The 14470-nt window shown below is 45.9% G+C and carries 13 protein-coding genes; 9 read left to right on the top strand and 4 right to left on the bottom strand.

What is annotated here, in order from left to right:
* Positions 1-58 precede the first annotated feature (58 nt).
* Entirely contained in the window at positions 59-445 is a 387-nt protein-coding gene (locus A0256_12760) for a hypothetical protein (GenBank protein AMR32230.1), read from the bottom strand.
* Between the two features lie 464 nt (positions 446-909).
* Positions 910-1104, bottom strand: a complete 195-nt coding sequence (locus A0256_12755; protein ID AMR32229.1) for a cold-shock protein — start codon at positions 1102-1104, stop codon at positions 910-912.
* Between the two features lie 85 nt (positions 1105-1189).
* On the opposite strand from A0256_12755, the gene A0256_12750 reads away from it, so the two are divergent.
* From A0256_12750 to A0256_12740, 3 genes are read left to right on the top strand one after another with little or no spacing between them, the layout of a single operon-like run.
* Positions 1190-1372: a hypothetical protein gene (locus tag A0256_12750; GenBank protein ID AMR32228.1), complete on the top strand. Its 183-nt coding sequence runs from the start codon at positions 1190-1192 to the stop codon at positions 1370-1372.
* Entirely contained in the window at positions 1353-2003 is a 651-nt protein-coding gene (locus tag A0256_12745) for a haloacid dehalogenase (protein ID AMR32227.1), read from the top strand. Before A0256_12750 ends, A0256_12745 begins: the two co-directional genes overlap by 20 nt.
* Before the next feature lie 23 nt (positions 2004-2026).
* A complete protein-coding gene (locus A0256_12740) occupies positions 2027-2824 on the top strand; it encodes a hypothetical protein (protein ID AMR32226.1) in 798 nt (265 codons plus the stop codon).
* Here the strand turns inward: A0256_12740 and A0256_12735 are convergent.
* Positions 2821-4047 carry a diaminopimelate decarboxylase gene (locus A0256_12735; GenBank protein AMR32225.1) on the bottom strand — a complete coding sequence of 409 codons (1227 nt, stop codon included), beginning with the start codon at positions 4045-4047 and terminating at the stop codon, positions 2821-2823. The genes A0256_12740 and A0256_12735 overlap by 4 nt on opposite strands.
* Before the next feature lie 139 nt (positions 4048-4186).
* A complete protein-coding gene (locus tag A0256_12730; protein ID AMR32224.1) occupies positions 4187-5497 on the bottom strand; it encodes an aspartate kinase in 1311 nt (436 codons plus the stop codon).
* Positions 5498-5809: 312 nt separating this feature from the next.
* Between A0256_12730 and A0256_12725 the strand changes: the two genes are divergently transcribed.
* From A0256_12725 to A0256_12700, 6 genes are all read left to right on the top strand, one after another.
* On the top strand, positions 5810-6493 hold the full coding sequence (locus tag A0256_12725) for a hypothetical protein (GenBank protein ID AMR32223.1): 684 nt from the start codon (positions 5810-5812) through the stop codon (positions 6491-6493).
* Positions 6494-6495: 2 nt separating this feature from the next.
* Entirely contained in the window at positions 6496-7581 is a 1086-nt protein-coding gene (locus tag A0256_12720) for an oxidoreductase (protein ID AMR32222.1), read from the top strand.
* Positions 7582-7624: 43 nt separating this feature from the next.
* Positions 7625-8359: a glucosamine-6-phosphate deaminase gene (locus tag A0256_12715; GenBank protein ID AMR34536.1), complete on the top strand. Its 735-nt coding sequence runs from the start codon at positions 7625-7627 to the stop codon at positions 8357-8359.
* Between the two features lie 4 nt (positions 8360-8363).
* The gene (locus tag A0256_12710; GenBank protein AMR32221.1) at positions 8364-9476 is read left to right on the top strand and encodes a hypothetical protein; all 1113 of its coding nucleotides are present in this window, start codon (positions 8364-8366) and stop codon (positions 9474-9476) included.
* A 19-nt stretch (positions 9477-9495) separates the two neighbouring features.
* Positions 9496-11214, top strand: coding sequence for a GMC family oxidoreductase (locus A0256_12705; GenBank protein AMR32220.1), 1719 nt, complete (start codon positions 9496-9498; stop codon positions 11212-11214).
* 281 nt (positions 11215-11495) lie between these two features.
* Positions 11496-14150, top strand: a complete 2655-nt coding sequence (locus A0256_12700; protein ID AMR32219.1) for an alpha-rhamnosidase — start codon at positions 11496-11498, stop codon at positions 14148-14150.
* Positions 14151-14470 lie beyond the last annotated feature (320 nt).

The raw sequence follows: 14470 nt of genomic DNA, 5'->3' as shown, positions 1-14470 counted from the left end.
TAACAAAGAAACCCGGCAAAAGCCGGGTTTCTTTGTTATATGATATAATCTATCAGGATTATGCGTTCTGTATAGAATTATTCCAATCGTTGGCTGTAGATTTTGCTTTTGATTTTGCTTCGTCAACGCCGTTTTGGCCATAATTTTTAGCTTCTTTAACTGCACCTTCAGCTTTGCTTTTTGCATTGTCAACTGCTTCATTTGCATCGCCAACTAAATCATTGTATTTTGATTTAACCGACTCAGCCGCATTTGCGCTGTAATCTTTTACTGCAGAAGCAGTGTCCTGCGCTTTAGCTTTAGCAGTATCCAAAAGGTCGTTTACGTAATCCGCAATGTCACCTCTTAGTTCTTCACCTTTTTCAGGAGCTAATAATAAGCCTAATGCGGCACCTGCGGCAGCACCCACTAAAAGTGCTGCTATAATTTTTGCTTGATCTTTCATAATTGTTTACTTTTTAGTAGATGATTTGTACTAAGTTAACAAACGCTGTGCCGTTGTGTTTAAACAATTTAAAAATACCAAGAAAATCGTTATTTCTTTATGCTGCATTCAAAATATGTAAAATTTATACGGTAAAAATTGTTTCAAACCCGCGTAATTTCTCGCTGCCAATTTTTTACAGCTTGCAAATTAGAATTGACCGAACCGTACTGCAATCAATACAATAACAATTTTAGTGCTTTTTTTTGCCATAAGTGGGCATGTTGATAGAATCCTAAACTGCGTTTTTGTTTACGATGTGGCAGTCCCAACAAACTTGAACAGCCCGAACAAGCCCGAACAGGTGCAAACAGGTGCAAACAGGTGCAAACAGGTGCAAATTTAAAAGTTTAGTCAAATTTAATCATAAAAAAAACGCCCCGAAATTCGGGGCGTTTTTTGTACGCTTGATGATTAATATATAATTAAACAACTTTTACATTTACTGCGTTAAGGCCTTTTCTGCCGTTCTCTACTTCGAACTCAACTTTATCGTTTTCACGGATTTCGTCGATCAGACCTGTTGAATGAACAAATACGTCTGCGCCGCCACCTGCTGGTGTAATAAAGCCAAAACCTTTTGTCTCATTGAAAAATTTTACTGTTCCTTCTTTTTGCATTATTTTATTTATTAAAGTGCAAATCTAAAGATAATAATTGGGATTATCGCTAAAGATCGCTTTATCCTGTCAGGATTAAGCCACAATGCTTAAAATCTACCTTTGCAAAACACCCTCAAAACCCTTCGCCGTACCACAAATCTGCTCATCCGTTTGCTCATCCTCCTCCAAAGGGCAGAAACTGGAGTGGATAGCCGTTTCAATTTTTATCCCGGATTTTGCGGCTATTACTTTATTTTTGCCGGCCTATGAAAGCTTTTATATTTGACTTGAACGGAACGATGGTAAATGATATGCCCTATCATGCCACTGCATGGAAACGCGTTGCCAACGAAGTACTGGGGGGCACCTTTACCGATGCCGAGATTAAACAAAATATGTACGGTAAAAACGCAGAGGTGCTGGTACGCTTATTTGGGAAAGACCGGTTTACCGATGCGGAAATGGATAGACTATCCCAGGATAAAGAGGAACAATACCGCCGCGAATACATCAACGAACTGCAACTGCTGCCAGGATTGCAAAATTTCCTCGACAAAGCCTACCAGGCAGGCATTCCAATGGCCATCGGCTCAGCTGCGATTACGTCAAATATCGATTTCGTGCTGGATAATCTCAACATTCGCCATTATTTTAAAGCCATTGTTAGCGCTGATGATGTTACCCACAGCAAGCCTGATCCAGAGTCGTTTCTGAAACCTGCGCAGTTACTAGGTGTTAAGCCAGAAAACTGTATCGTTTTTGAAGATGTTCCTAAAGGTGCCGAAGCAGCAAAGAATGCGGGCATGAAAGCAATTATATTGACTACGACACACCCAGTGGAAGACTTTCATGCGCTTGATAATATAATACATTTTAATACTGATTATAATGATGATTATTTTGCAGGATTAGTTTAACTTGCATTAAAATCCTAAACTAATTGAAAAAACCTGGCCTGTCATTTTATGCTGCGATTTCAGTCGCCTTTTTTCTTTCGTCATGTTCGAAGCAATATTATGCGCCCGGGCTGTATCAAAACGATGTGCAGCTGATGATGAAACCACAATCGCAGGATTCGGTAAAGCGAAAAATATATCTCTCCGGTGCGCTGGTGGAACAAAGCGGCGCCTCGGGCCAGGGCAGCTCAAATAGCGGTATGCTTAATGTATACCAATCGCACACCTTTAAACACTTTAATCTAAGCTATGGCGCGCTGGCCTATACGGGCAACTACTCCCGAACCATAACCAATAGCGATGACAACAGCGGCACCAACAGCAACAATACAGACATCCATATTTCCAAGAGTTTTAACGGTTATGGTCTTAACGGCTCAGTATCCTATTATTTCAGTAACGAAGTGTGTGATTTCCGGATCCTTGGAGCAGACCTCATCTATACCAATGAAAGTGGTGATTATCTCGCCTTCCGCAAGTCGGTTTATGGCCAGCCTGATGTACTGAGCTCGCCCAGAGGTGCAATGCTGACCTATGGTTTCTTCACGGAATATGTTTTTCATCAAAGAAAAGACCCTAGTTTTGGCTTTAAAATTTTCGCCAACAAAGTTACTGGCCAGATCAACCGGGACCTGAATGATTACGGTACCGGCTTTAATACGGTTGGCGGCTCCCTGTTTGCCGAATTCCACCATATTAACTTACACTGCACTTTTGTCTCCAGCTTTACCAACTATGCATTGGGTGCCGGCTTCCAGCTAGGCGCCGGCTATAGTTTTTAAGCCGAATACACAGATTGCACCTGATCGCGAAGGTTATAGTGGGAGGCCATTACTTCTCCGTAAGCGCCGGCGGTACGTACCGCTATCAGGTCGCCCCGGAAAGATTCCGGCAGGTCGACATCTTTTCTGAAACAATCCGTGCTTTCGCAGATAGGGCCAACAACATCATATTTGAGGATGTGAGAATTTAGATTTGAGATCTGAGACGATTCAGCTGCCACACTTTCGTCCTTACCGTCTTCCATACTTTCCGCCTTTCCGCCTTCCCTGCTTAAATTTTCGATGGAGTGGTACGCCTGGTACAACATGGGGCGCATAAGCTCCGTCATCCCGGCATCCAGGATCAGGAAATTTTTCTTCTGCCCTATTTTAACATACAGTACACGCGATATCAGCGATGCAGACTGCGCAACCAGCGCGCGGCCCAGTTCAAAGTGCACTTCCTGGCCGGGTTTTACGTTCAGGAATTTCTTAAACACTTCAAAGTAGTTTTTAAAATCAGGGATATTGTTCGTATCCGGGTTATAGTAATCTACCCCCAAGCCACCGCCTGCGTTTAAGATCCTGATGGCAAAACCATGGTTCTCAAACCAGTCCTGCATTTCGTTAATACGGATGCAGAGGCTTTTGTACACCTCCATGTCCGTTATTTGCGAACCTATATGGAAGTGAATACCTAAAAACTTCAGGTTGCTGCATTTGCGCAGCATCTCCACCACATCATTCAGCTGCCAGGTGTTGATGCCGAATTTATTTTCATCCAATCCCGTGGTTATATAGTGGTGGGTATGGGCATCAACATTTGGGTTAATGCGAATAGCAATGCCGGCCACCTTACCTTTTGCCCTGGCCAGGTGGTTGATGATCTCCAGCTCCTGCACCGATTCCACATTGAAGCAAAAAATATCCTCATCCAGCGCCAGGTTGATCTCTTTATCAGATTTACCTACGCCGGCGAAAACTACTTTACTTTTATCAAAACCATGCGCAAGGGCGGCTTTAACTTCATTACCGCTCACACAGTCGGCTCCAAAACCGTAGGTTTGAATATTTTCAACCACCTTGGGATTAAAGTTAGCTTTCATGGCATAATGCACATGAAACCCGTAGGCGGAGGAAGCATCGCGGCAGGCATCAAGCGTTTGCCGCAGCACATCCATGTTGTAGTAATAAAACGGGGTTTCAATCCCCTTAAAGCGTTCTATGGTATCTTTTTTAAACATTGTAGTATTCTTTTAATAACCCCGTTATTGCGAGGCACGAAGCAATCTTTAAAATGGGCTTAAGTGATTTGCAAACCGGTCATACAGCTAGAGATTGCTTCGTTCCTCGCAATGACGGTCTGCTTAATAGCATGTTAAATTAAAACAGCCTGTTATGTAAGCTTCTCAGTGCCTCCACCTTATCTTCCGTTTTCACCAATACCGACATATTATGATCGCTGCCACCGTAGGAGATCATCCGGATAGGAATATGTTTCAGCGCTTCCAGCACGCGGGCTGCATAACCATGTTTCTCTGCGCCGAAATCGCCCACCACACAAATTATAGTCTGGTTAACATCGATATCTACAGAACCATAGATAGCCAGTTCTTTTGTGATCTCGCCAAGGTAAGTGGTATCATCAATAGTTAGCGATACGGCAACTTCCGAGGTGGTGATCATATCAATACTGGTACGGTAACGCTCAAAAACTTCAAACACGCGGCGTAAAAAGCCATGTGCCAGCAGCATCCGGCTGCTTTGGATCTTGATAGCGGTTATATCATCCTTAGCCGCAATTGACTTTATCTTATCTCGCTCGCTATCATTAGTAATGAGTGTGCCCGCCGCCTGCGGGTCCATTGTGTTTAAAAGCCGTACCGGGATCTTGTACTTTTGCGCGGGAAAAACGCTTTGCGGATGCAGGATCTTTGCGCCAAAATAGGCCAGCTCTGCAGCTTCATCAAACGATAGCTGTGCAATGGGAGAGGTACCTTTTACAATCCTCGGGTCGTTATTGTGCATGCCGTCAATATCCGTCCAGATCTGCACCTCTTCGCTGCGGATGCCCGCCCCTATCAATGATGCCGTGTAATCGCTGCCGCCGCGGCGCAGGTTATCAATCTCACCGAACACATTGCGGCAAATATAGCCCTGGGTAATAAAAAGGTTCACCCCTTTGTGCTTGGCTAACAACGGGGTTAAAGCCCCCGTGATATATTCAACAACTGGCTCGCTGTCTTCATCGGTTTTCATAAAATCCAGTGCAGGCAGCAATACCGAGGGTACACCAATCTCCTTTAAATAGATATGGTACAGCGTTGTTGACAGCAACTCACCCTGCGCCAAAATAATTTTATCTTCTATAGCAGTAAACAGGTCGTTAGCCATTCCGCTCAGTAAACCAAAGTGGTAATCAATCACCTCTTTGCCCTGCGCGTAAAATTCAGGCTTTTCTAATAATTCCTTTATGAAAAGTTCATATTTATCTTTAACGCTGCTGATCAGTTGAGCTGCCTTCTGCTTATCGCCGTTAAGGTAAGCCCGGCCAATTTCTACCAAACTGTTTGTTGTACCGGATACGGCCGAAAGCACTACAATTTGCTGCTCGGCAGGGTTGATGATATCCAGCAGGTTTTTCATCCGGGCAGGACTGCCCACCGATGTACCGCCAAATTTTAAAACTTTCATTCGCTATTTCCCGTGTATTAAATACCGGCATAAATGCACCTGTATTTGCGGCGCTAAAAATAAGACTTTAAACTAATCTCTACTTATAAAGTAGTCAAAATAAACCTCGTTTTAAACTTTTGTCCGAATAGTGGTTATTAGCTGCCTGTTGCAATCCAGATAAGAAAACGATCACCGTTAAATTCGTCCGGTCATTTTAGTATTTAGCTAATGTTCAATTTACTGGCTACCTACCGCAAAAATCCAATAAATCCTAAAAAGCTGCTCCATCCCGGTACATTTTATTATTTTTATCTGCCGACATAAACTATTATGAAATACTTTTTCTTTATTCTGCTTTTCCCTGCTTTTGCGTATGCGCAAAAAAAGCCTACCAATCAAAACTTGTTTGATACCATTCCCTTTATACCGGAGCACACTGTGCAACGATTAGAGCAGTTTAAAAAAGAACCGGTAAAAACCGGCGGCATCATCTTTTTGGGCAACAGCATTACCGAAATGGGCAACTGGGGCAAACTGCTTAACGATACAACCGTGGTGAACCGCGGCATCGGTGGTGATATAACTTTCGGTTTGCTAAAACGCCTTGACGATGTTACCATCCGACAACCAAAAAAACTATTTCTTTTAATAGGCATCAACGATATCGGCAAAGACATCCCCGATTCGGTGATCGCTTATAATTGTTTTAAGATCATTAAACAGGTACATGATCAAAGCCCCGCTACCAAAATCTTTGTACAGAGTATCCTCCCCTTAAATACCATACACGCTAATTTTCCGCAGCACTACAACAAGGCAGAACATATTCCAATCGTAAATGCTATGCTGAAAGCTCAGTCATCAGCGTTGAATTACACCTACATCGCCCTTACCCCGCTCTTTTCAGATAAAGCCGGCCGTTTAAAAACCGAATTAACTATCGAGGGCCTGCACTTAAAACCCGAGGCGTATGTGATGTGGGTAGATTACCTTAAAAAAATGAAATACCTGTAAATATGAACAGAACTAAAGTTGCCATATTGGGCGCAGGCTTTATCTCCGAGATCCACCTGGAATCGTATCATCGTTTTATCCCCGAAGCCGATGTGGTGGCCGTATACGCCCGCAACCCTACTAAAGCCAAAGCTTTTGCCGAAAAATTCGCAATAGCGCAGTGGTTTAGCGACGTAGATGAACTGCTGGCCAGCACCGATTGCGAGGTGGTAGATATTTGCGTACCCAACTACCTGCATGCCGAATGCTGTATTAAAGCCGCACGTGCAGGCAAGCACACCATCATAGAAAAGCCGCTGGCCGTTACATTGGAAGAAGCCGATGAAATGATTGCCACCTGCAAGGCCAACAACGTAAAACTCATGTATGCCGAAGAGCTATGCTTTGCACCAAAATACGAGCGGGCCAGGCATTTGGTAAATGAAGGCGCAGTTGGTGAAGTTTATATGCTGAAACAGTCTGAAAAGCACTCCGGCCCGCACACCGATTGGTTTTATGATATTAACCTGGCAGGTGGCGGCGTGCTGATGGATATGGGCTGCCATGCGCTGGGCTGGTTCCGTTGGATGACCAACCACGCTAAAGTAAAAAGCGTGTACGCTACAATGGATACCGTTTTTCATAAGGGCCGCACCAAAGGCGAAGACAACGCCGTAGTGATAGTTGAATTTGACAACGGCGTTACCTGCATTGCTGAAAGCAGCTGGGCCAAACATGGCGGTATGGACGATAAATGCGAAATCTATGGTACGGGTGGTGTTATTTATGCCGACTTGTTCATGGGCAACGCCGCTATCACCTACAGCCGCGAAGGTTACGGCTACGCCATGGAAAAGGCTGACACAACGGCCGGGTGGAGTTTTACTGTTTTTGAAGAAGTATTTAACCAGGGCTACCCGCACGAGTTGAAACACTTTATTGAGTGCGTTCGCGAAAACAAAACACCGCTGGTAACCGGCGATGACGGCAGGGCGGTAATGGAGATGATCTATGCAGCTTATGCCTCTGCCGGGCAGGGACGAAAGATTAACCTACCATTTACAGCAACTGTAAGTAAGCCTGTTGATCTGTGGCTTAATCATAAATAAGTATGCTCTTTTAAATGACAGCAATTATCAACTGCAAAATAATATGAAAATAAAAATATACGCTGATACGGACGAAATGTCCAAAGCAGCTGCCGAAATGGTTGTCAAACAACTGGAAAAAAAGCCGGATTCTTTGATCTGTTTCCCGTCCGGCGAATCCCCCACCGGGATGCTGAAGTACCTGGTGCAATATGCCAAAGACGGAACGATCGACCTTACGCAATGCCACATTATTGGACTGGACGAGTGGGTGGGTATGGATGAAACCGACGAAGGCAGCTGCAAACATTACCTGTATACCAACTTTTTCAGTCACCTGGATCTCGACCCGGAGCGCATCACCATGTTTGATGCCAAGGCAGATGATCTGGATGCCGAATGTGAACGCATAAACAGCTTCATCAGCAGCCATGGCGGGCTGGATATCATGATGGTAGGCATCGGTATGAATGGCCACCTGGGTTTAAACGAGCCCGGTACACCGTTCGATCTGTATGCGCATACTTCGGTTCTCGATCCCGTTACGGTGGAAGTTGGTCAGAAATATTTTAGCAAGGCCACACCCCTTACCCACGGCATTACACTTGGTTTGCAGCATTTACAGGAAGCCAAAAAAGCCATTCTTATTGCATCGGGTGCTAAAAAAGCCCCTATAATTCACGAAGCCTTGCAGGGATTGGTAAGTGTGGAGTGCCCGGCTTCTATCCTGCAAAGAATTCCGCACGCGCGGGTTCTCTTAGACCAGGATGCGGCTTCAGAACTGGAACACGCCTCGTAAAAACATGAAGGAACAGTTGTTACATATCCGGGCGCTTTTGCAATCCGCACCCGGCATCCTGGCCGGTAAAAAAGTTGCGGCCGGGTTCGATGGTTTTGTGGATTCAATTGTACGGGTAGTAAATAATAAAACCGAGGCCGGCGCTGTAGCCTATTTCGACACCATAAAAGATTTTGGTGATTATATTTCCGGCAAAAGCGGATCTGGTTTTAGTTTGGAAAGCGAAGAGCTTATTCAAAAACTCGGCGGGAACATGCCTATCATGGCAAATGCAATGGCGCAAATGGGCCTGCCGGTTGCTTGCGTTGGCGCCTTTGGATTACCGGTTCATACTGCTTTTAGCGGGATGCATCAAGATTGCACACTTCACAGCTTCACCAATCCGGGCTTTACAACGGCCATGGAATTTACCGACGGTAAGATCATGCTGGCCCAGATGAAAGAGCTGAACCACGCCGATTGGGACATCATTAAAAACGCACTAGGCTTGGCTACGCTTAATGCGGTATTTGCCCAGGCAAACCTGGTGTGCCTTGTAAACTGGAGTGAGTTGGATCAGTCAAATAATATTTGGCAGGGCCTGCTTGCGGATGTTTTCGACCGCAGCGAATACACCCCCGCTAGGCAGTTCTTCTTTGATCTGTCTGATTGTTCCAAACGGACTGCAGATGTGATAAAAATGGCAATGGATCTGATCAGGTCATTTGGCAAATATGGCAGTGCAGTACTTAGCCTTAACCGCAACGAGGCGGGTATACTGTACAAAATCCTGGTGGCAGACCAACTACCTGACGACCTGCAAACGATTGGTGATCAGCTATTTTCTGTACTTGGCATTACGATTTTAATCATCCATACTTCCAAAATTTCCCTGGCTTGGGATGCAGGGGGAAGTTACAGCAATCAGCCGGTTTTCGTAGCAAATCCAACCATCTCCACCGGTGCGGGCGATAATTTTAACGCCGGTTTTTGTATAGCCCAATTAATGGGGATGAATACCGAACAATCGCTCATGCTGGCCAACAGCACCTCCAATTGTTACATCCAAACCGGCCATAGCCCCTCTCTAAATTTACTGGAACATTATGTTTCCGAATTAATTTCCGCATCTTTATAGTACCAATTATAAATTTTTCATGTCAGGAAATTCTAACTCCAATGGTGCAGATGTGCGCACTTTTGATGCTATCGTTATCGGTTCGGGGATCAGCGGCGGCTGGGCTGCAAAAGAGCTTTGCGAACAAGGTTTAAAAACGCTGGTACTGGAACGTGGCCGTAACGTGGAGCATATCAAAGATTACCCTACCGCTACCACACCACCATGGGAATTCCGGTATCGCGGCCGTATCAATCGGGAACAGCAGGAACAAAACCCGCTGATTAGCAAAGCCGCGGGATACGGTGACGACTGCGACCACTTTTTTGTGAAAGATGCTGATCATCCCTACGTACAGGAAAAACCGTTCGATTGGGTCCGCGGATACCAGGTGGGCGGTAAATCCCTTACCTGGGGCCGGGCCACCCAGCGCTGGAGTGAATTCGAATTTACAGCGCCCGAACGTTTTGGCTATGGTATAGGCTGGCCAATCGGCTATAAAGATGTAGCGCCCTGGTACAGCCACGTGGAAAAGTTCATCGGCATCTGCGGCAGCAAGGATGGCCTGGAAGCGATGCCCGACGGCGAATTTATGAAGCCATTTGATATGAACGCCCCGCTGGTACATATCAAAGAAAAACTTAAAGAAAACTACACCGACCGTCACCTGGTGCACGCCCGCTGGGCACATTTAACAGACCCATCTCAGATACACCTTGACCAGGGCCGCGGTAAATGCCAGGCTCGTAATATGTGCATGCGCGGCTGTCCGTTTGGCGGCTATTTTAGCTCGGTAAGCTCCACCCTTCCCTGGGCCAAAAAAACCGGCAACTTAACTATCCGGCCGCATTCGGTAGTGCACTCCATTATTTACGATGAAAAATCAGGCAAGGCAAGTGGTGTGCGGGTGATAGATGCCAACACCAAAGAAGTGATTGAATTTAAAGCGCGCATCATCTTCCTCAACGCATCTGCTTTGAATAGTAACCTGGTGCTGCTCAATTCCAAATCCAAAAGGTTCCCTAATGGCTTGGGTAACGATAGCGGTTTGCTTGGTAAATATATTGCCTTCCACAATTACCGGGCATCGGTATCTGCAGATATAGATGGCTTCCTGGATAAATATTACTTTGGCCGTAACCCTACAGACCTGATCCTGGTGAACTTTCGTAACCTGCACAAACAGGAAACTGATTTCCATGGCGGATACACCACTTTTATGAACGCCTACCGCGACCAGCACTCGCCGGATGCCGAAAAAGAACAAGTGGGCGGCGACTATAAAGATCAGCTTTGCGAACCCGGCCCCTGGCATGTTTTTGCTTACCTGCAGGGAGAAACCGTGCCGAAGGAGAGTAATCATGTGCGGCTAAGTGAAGATAAAAAGGACCAATGGGGCATCCCTTTGCTGGTTACATCTGTAAGCTATGATGAAAACGACGAGCGGATGATCAAAGACTTCCATACCCAAACCAGCGAAATGCTGGAGAAAGCCGGATGTAAAAACATCAGGACTTATAATAATAAGCAAGCTCCGGGCTTAGATATCCATGAGATGGGTGGCGTAAGAATGGGCAAAGACCCTAAAACATCGCTACTAAATGAATGGAACCAGCTGCACCATTGCAAAAACGTTTTTGTTACCGATGGTGCCTGCATGGCTAGCACCGGTAATCAAAGTCCGTCGATATTGTATATGGCCCTTACGGCAAGAGCCGCAACTTATGCTGTTAATGAGATAAAAAAAGGAATGTTGTAAGCTTGTTTTAGCCATCAATAACCCAGGTAATGCCCCAATATTTTGTTTGGTGATGTTCCTGTTAAAAGCCATAATCCGGATTTTAAATTGAAGAATTAAACACAGAGGGTACGGAAATTATTGCATTAGCTAGCACAGCGCTCACGGAGCTATTAATTATTAATAACTATTTCGATTCGGTAAACGCTGTGCCTACTCCGTTAACTCTGGGGATAAATGGCCGCATACCCATTTTAAATTTACCTTGCCAGCTCACCAATGAATGCTGATATTAGCCGGACATGAAACTACCACGTCTGCTTTTTGCCATTCTTTCACTTTTATCGCTCAACTCTTTCGCTGCCCAACCTGTTAACCTGCGCTGCGAATACCTGGTTAACCCGCTGGGTGTGGATGTTTTGCATCCCCGCTTAACCTGGATGCTGAATGATGACCGCTTTGCCGCTAAACAAACCGCCTACCAGTTATTTGTAGGCACGGATTCTTTAGGGGTGCTAAAAGGAGACGGTAGCAGCTGGTCGACCGCCAAAGTTGCGTCGCAAACCGCGCTGATCAGCTACAACGGAAAAGCCTTGCAGCCTTATACCAGGTATTTTTGGCGCGTTATCTTGTGGGATAAGGACGGTTTAAAGACAACCCCATCTGCTGTGAACAGCTTTGAAACCGGTATGCAGCAAATGACCAATTGGAAAGGCACCTGGATCAGCGATCAGAATGGCTTCAACGTAAAACCTGCACCGTATTTCCGCACCACATTTAGCACCGGTAAAAAGGTAAAGTCGGCAAGGGCCTATATTGCCGTAGCCGGATTATATGAATTGTACATCAACGGGCAAAAAATAGGCAACCACCGCCTTGACCCCATGTACACCCGGTTCGACAGGCGGACCTTATACGTTACCTACGATGTAACCTCACAAATTGCCGCCGGCAAAAATGCCATTGGCGTACTCTTAGGCAACGGCTGGTATAACCATCAAAGTACCGCTGTGTGGGATTTCCACCTGGCAGCATGGCGCGCAAGGCCAACTTTTTGTATGGATCTGCGCATTACCTACGAGGATGGCACCGTCGAAACCATAACTTCCAGCGAACGCTGGAAAACTAATTTAAGCCCGGTAACACTAAACAGCATCTATACCGCCGAGCACTACGATGCCCGCCTGGATCAATCCGGATGGAACACCGTAAACTTTGACGATACCAAGTGGAAATCTGCTTTTGCACGCCCTACTCCTTCTCAAAATATTGTATCGCAGCAAGTAGTTCCCATCCGTGCGGTGGAGGAGATCCCGGCGAAATCCATAAATAAAATGGACGGCGGAATTTATGTATTCGATCTTGGCAGGAACATCTCCGGCGTAAGCAAAATAACCGTTGGCGGAAAAGCCGGTACAGTGATCCGCTTAAAACATGGCGAAAGGCTTTACAAAGACGGCAAGGTGGATCTTTCAAATATCGACCTGCACTACCGCCCTACCGATGATAAGGACCCTTTCCAGGTTGATATATTTACTCTGAGCGGTAAAGGTGAAGAAACCTTTATGCCGAAGTTTAATTATAAGGGTTTTCAATATGTAGAGGTAAGCAGCAGCGAGCCGATCCAACTGACCAGGGAAAGCCTTACCGGCTACTTTATGCACAGCGACGTGCCTGCAATTGGCAACGTGAGCACATCCAACCCTACCATCAACAAAATATGGTATGCTACCAATAACTCTTACCTCAGCAACCTGTTCGGTTATCCTACAGATTGCCCGCAGCGCGAAAAGAATGGCTGGACGGGTGACGCCATTATCGCAGCCGAAACCGGCTTATATAACTTCGACGGGATAACCGTTTACGAAAAATGGATGGCGGACCACCGCGATGAACAGCAACCCAACGGCGTGCTGCCCTCTATTATCCCAACGGCGGGCTGGGGATATGAATGGGGCAACGGACCGGATTGGACCAGCACCATTGCCATGATCCCTTGGGATATATACCTTTTTTACGGCGACACCAAAGTATTATCGGCCAATTATGATAACATCCGCAGGTACGTTGACCATATTAACGACCTGTACCCTACCGGACTCACCAGCTGGGGCCTTGGCGACTGGGTGCCGGTTAAATCGGTATCGCCGGTAGAGATGACTTCTACCTGCTATTACTATGCTGATGTGACCATACTGGCGAAGGCAGCAAAATTATTGGGTAAAACGGGCGACTACAACAAATACAGCGCCTTACAGTCGAAAATAAAAAAGGCATTTAATGCAAAGTACCTGAACGAGCAAACCGGCAGTTATAACAAAGGCCTGCAAACGGAACTAAGCGTGCCGCTGTATTGGGGCCTGGTACCCGATAATTATAAAGCCCGCGTTGCTGCTAACCTGGCAAAACGGGTGGAAGCCGACAACTTCCATTTAGATGTAGGGATTCTTGGTGGCAAAGCGATTATGAATGCTCTAAGCGATAACGGCTACGCCGATGTGGCCTACAAAATAGCTGCGCAGGAAACCTACCCTTCATGGGGCTGGTGGATGGTAAATGGTGCAACAACACTTTACGAGAACTGGGCCATTGATGCCAAGCACGATATATCCTTAAACCACATTATGTTTGGCGGTATTGGCGCATGGCTTTACCGTGGCATTGGCGGCATTCAGCCGGATGAGCTGCACCCCGGCTTTAAAAACGTGATACTGAAGCCCAATTTTGTAGCTGGACTAAATGAATTCAACTCGGCGCATACCGGCCCATACGGAAAGATCGTTTCCTCATGGAAAAAGAATGGTACTGCTGTGGTTTATGATGTTACTGTACCTGCAAACACAACGGCCGCCATTATATTTCCGCAAGGGAAAAAGGTTTACCTGGCCGGTAAATTAGTTCCGGTTAAGGGTATGTACAATGTTAACGCAGGTAGTTACAAATTTGAGGTTAGATAAACCGACAGGCATCGCGCACAATGCCGGGCGTTTAGCAGATCCTTCCTTCGTCAGGATGACAATTGGGAAAAGAACAACGTTGTCATGCTGAGGCACGAAGCATTTGTTAACCGATAGGCATCGCGCACAATGCAGGGCGTTTAGTAGATCCTTCCTTCGTCAGGATGACAATTGGGAAAAGAACAACGTTGTCGCGCTGAGGCACGAAGCATTTGTTAACCGATAGGCATCACGCACAATGCAGGGCGTTTAACAAATCCTTCCATCGTAAGGATGACAATTGGGAAAAGAACAACGTTGTCCCGCTGAGGAATGAAGCA

The sequence above is a fragment of the Mucilaginibacter sp. PAMC 26640 genome (assembly GCA_001596135.1).
Classification (GTDB): Bacteria; Bacteroidota; Bacteroidia; order Sphingobacteriales; family Sphingobacteriaceae; genus Mucilaginibacter.
Note: the sequence above shows the minus strand (reverse complement) of the source record. Positions and strands in the feature narration are given on the sequence as shown.